Below are 3,458 nucleotides of genomic sequence, written 5' to 3' on the forward strand. Positions count from 1 at the left end.
GAACTAACTGAGCCGCCGCCTGACGCACCAGGCTGGCTCTACTTTCAGCCTGAAACCGGAGAGATCTGGCGAAAACTCGATGGAGAGTGGCTGCCAATCGCCGAAGCTCACAAACGCATTTCAGAGAAATCTCATTGACCGCACTTTCTTCCTACTCAACGGGCACCGTCACGATTGCAGTGAACGGCACGAACGTTACCGGATCCGGAACGATCTGGTCTGGCGTCAACGTTAGGCCTGGTGACATTCTTCAGATTGGCGATTTCCAGACCGTCATCACCGACGTCACGGACACGGCGCACCTTGTCATTCCGCCGTGGGGCGGTGGCGCGCAGGCCGGTGCCGCTTATACCATCTGGCAGGTTTCGCCGCAGCGCTTCGCAGGCGCGCAGGCAATGGCAGACGTGTCTACTGCAGTTGGCGCATGGAATTCGCTCGGCTATTTTGTCTTCGTTGATCCAGCGCTTTCCGCTCCAGATCCGTCTATCGGTGAAGAGAACCAATACGCATTCCAACCTACCACGAGAAAGTATTGGCTAAAGACCGGCGGCGTTTGGGTGTTCCAAGGCCAGCCTGGTATCGGCGATGTGCTGGCCGCGAACCATCTGACTGATGTTACTCTGACGGCATCGGGCGGCGTCGCGCGGTCGGCTGCTGCAATGATTCTGGATGTTGGTAACATCAAGAACTACGGCGCGGTTGGCGATGGCGTCGCCGACGATACGGCTGCGTTCCAGGCCGCTATTGCGGCGCTCCCCGGTGGCGGCCGGATATTTGTTCCGCGTGGATTTCATAGGATCACCGCGTCATTAACGCTGCACAGCGGCCTGACATTCTACGGTGAGAGTTGCATCAGTCGTGTTTTTGGCTTGCCAACTGGTACTGAAACTCCGTCACACATTTTCATTGATAGCGACAATCTACCGCTTTTCGTCAACGTCTCTGGCGTTTCGATGGAGAGTGTCAACTTTACAGACATCTCGTTCAGCGCGCGATTGACGCCTACGACGACCCCGCGAGGCACTGCGACGGGCTTCCTATTCGAAGGGTCTGCCCCAAGCGATATCAAGAACCTGACTTTCAACCGCTGTCAGTTCTCTAACTTCGGCGGATACGCGATACGCGCATACGATCCCACTGCGCCCAGCGCTAACCCAGACTGGAACGTCTGTCCGGCAACGCTCACTGACTGCACGTTTCTCTACAACACCATCGGCATCTCGTTTGAAACGGACAATGCAGATTTTTGGCAGTTGAATGGGACGGCATTTTTCGGGAACGTTTACGGAATCGTCTGTACACGTTCTGGCATCTTGGTTTTGAATCAGTGTTTCGGAGGCGGTGGCATCATGGTCATCACCGGAGGCTCTGGTACCCAGATTCGCGATAGCATTACCTTCATTGGGTGCCAATACGAGCAAGGCACCGCGATGCTTCAGGTCGCTGATAATATGGCGACACAGCGAACGTATTTCCCAATCAAGATGATCTCGTGCATCGTCGAGTCGCCCATTCTCCTGAGTGCCTCGTGTCACTTCATCAGCGAGGGGTGCCGTTACGTCAACAACATCGAAGTCACGGCTTCTGGTGTTCTTATCGATTCTTACTCGGACTCGTTCTTGCCGACGACACATATCAATCTGGTTGCTGGCAGTTCGGTGCGCAACTACGTCACGCACGGAACGGATTATCCGGTTGGTATTCGCGGCCCGATCACTGATGGCAAGTGCATCAGAACGGCGTCTGCGCCGCCGTCTGGTGGAACGGTGGCCTACGTGGCTGGTGACATCACATACAACTCAAGCCCCACCACAGGCTCTCCGTCTGGATGGGTATGTACCGCCAGCGGCACACCGGGCACTTGGGACATGCTCGGTCAAATCGGCTTCCGCGTGCACGGAGGCTCGCCGGTTGGGACGGTTACACCTAATTTCCTCGGGGAAGAGCTTCTCGACAACACCACGGCCAAGTGGTGGAAATCAATTGACGTGGGCATTACCAACTGGGTGGCGCTGAACTGATATCTCTAGAGTAGCCGCCATCAACTGGAAGTGCGCGGGCGTTCTCTAGTTCACAGATAAGCAGGCCATTGAAGCGGTCTCCATTACCTAAGGAAGTAAATTGTCAAACGATCTCGTAGTTCAGCTCGGCGCGAAGCTGGACCAATTCCAAAGCGACATGAATCAGGCCGGCGATATCGCGGATAACGCGATCGCGCGCATTGAGCAGTCGTTTGCCAACCTGAATCCGTCGATGGGCGGATTTGGAAACCTCGGCTTAGGCATCACCGGTGTAACGGCATCAGTTGGAGCGCTTCTTGCTGCGCTCTCCAGCGTTAACGGCGAGCTGGCTGAGATTCAGAAGAACGCCGCGTTCTCGAATATTTCGACAGATCGATACCAGCAACTGCAATATGCTGCAGGCCAGAGCGGAATTAGCAACGATCAGTCCGCCAACGATCTGGCGAACGTCTCCAAGCTTCTAGCTGACGCGAATTACAATGAGAATTCGCTGACCAAGATACTCGATGCGAACAATCTGAAGTACAAGGACCGCAACGGCCAAATCATCAGCATGAATCAACTGCTGACAGTTGCCGGCGACTTGCTTAGCAGATTCGACTCTATCCCCGACAAGACTAAAGCGGCTCAGATGTTGGGCTTGTCGCAGGGTTGGGTTGAGGCCTTGCACAACGGCAGCGCGGCATTCGACGCCGTGGCCCTGAGCGCAAACGATGCAGGCGCCGTTATCGACAAGTCTACGATTGCCAAGGCCGCTGAGTTTGACCGGGCGTGGAAAGCATCTAGCGCCCAGCTCAGTGCACAGTTCAAGGCCACGGCTGGCGAAGTTGCCGCTTATCTAGACGGCCTGATTGATAAGGCCAATGATTTCATCAAGTCTCTGAACTCATCAAATGGTGTGTCGGAGGGTAGCGGGCAGAGTAAGTTTGATCGATATGCGGACTCGATATCGGTCATGATCAAACAAGCGTTCGGTGCTGAGCAAAACATCAATCAACTTACTAACGTCATCGACAATCTGCAAAACTCAGGCGGTGGAGATCCTGCAGTTATTCACCAACTGGAAGAAATCCGCGCCAAGGCCCAACTTGCCGCTCAGATGATTCAGCAAGTCAACGAGGCTCAGTCGAAAGCGGACTACCCCAGTGGAGTGCCACTACCTCGTGCCAGGCCCGCTGCCGCGAATAATCCTACCGGTGATGGTAAGATTCCGACCCGTGATACCGGAGCCAAGGATACGTGGGATCGCGCTCAAGAATCGTTAATAAAGTACACCAATGCCACTGAAGCTCAGGCGAAGGTGCAGGGCGAGAGTAATGCCGCTCTTGAAGAGGCCAAGGCAGAGGCTCAGCTTTGGACCGCAGCGCAACTTGCGGGAATCCCTGTGACGCAGGCACTCCGCGACAAAATCCAAGACCTTGCGCAGGACGCTGGGGC

Annotated in this window: 2 protein-coding genes; both read left to right on the forward strand. The window is 55.2% G+C overall.

Going from position 1 to position 3,458, the window contains the following annotated elements:
• Positions 1-134 precede the first annotated feature (134 nt).
• Complete coding sequence (locus tag CO675_RS39430; protein ID WP_143279224.1) at positions 135-2,021, forward strand: glycosyl hydrolase family 28-related protein; 1,887 nt, start codon at positions 135-137, stop codon at positions 2,019-2,021.
• A 100-nt stretch (positions 2,022-2,121) separates the two neighbouring features.
• Positions 2,122-3,458: hypothetical protein (locus CO675_RS39435; protein WP_097677254.1), on the forward strand; the 1,337-nt coding region annotated here is incomplete at its 3' end.

The organism is Bradyrhizobium sp. C9, from assembly GCF_002532045.1.
In the GTDB taxonomy this organism is placed as follows: Bacteria; Pseudomonadota; Alphaproteobacteria; order Rhizobiales; family Xanthobacteraceae; genus Bradyrhizobium.